1 rRNA gene is annotated in these 358 nt (G+C 52.8%); it reads right to left on the reverse strand.

The annotated features are described in order from the left end of the window. Nucleotides 1-61 precede the first annotated feature (61 nt). Nucleotides 62-358 (reverse strand): 23S ribosomal RNA (locus HED65_RS21180); the annotation flags it as partial.

The raw sequence follows: 358 nt of genomic DNA on the forward strand, positions 1-358 counted from the left end.
AAATCTGTATCAGGCTGAAATTTGAGTCTCTGTCTCTTCGCCGAAACAGCTTCGGCGTTGTAAGGTTAAGCCTCACGGTTCATTAGTATCGGTTAGCTCAACGCATCGCTGCGCTTACACACCCGACCTATCAACGTCGTCGTCTTCAACGTTCCTTCAGGACCCTTAAAGGGTCAGGGAGAACTCATCTCGGGGCAAGTTTCGTGCTTAGATGCTTTCAGCACTTATCTCTTCCGCATTTAGCTACCGGGCAGTGCCATTGGCATGACAACCCGAACACCAGTGATGCGTCCACTCCGGTCCTCTCGTACTAGGAGCAGCCCCCCTCAATTCTCCAGCGCCCACGGCAGATAGGGAC

It is taken from the genome of Pantoea sp. LS15, from assembly GCF_012241585.1.
In the GTDB taxonomy this organism is placed as follows: Bacteria; Pseudomonadota; Gammaproteobacteria; order Enterobacterales; family Enterobacteriaceae; genus Enterobacter.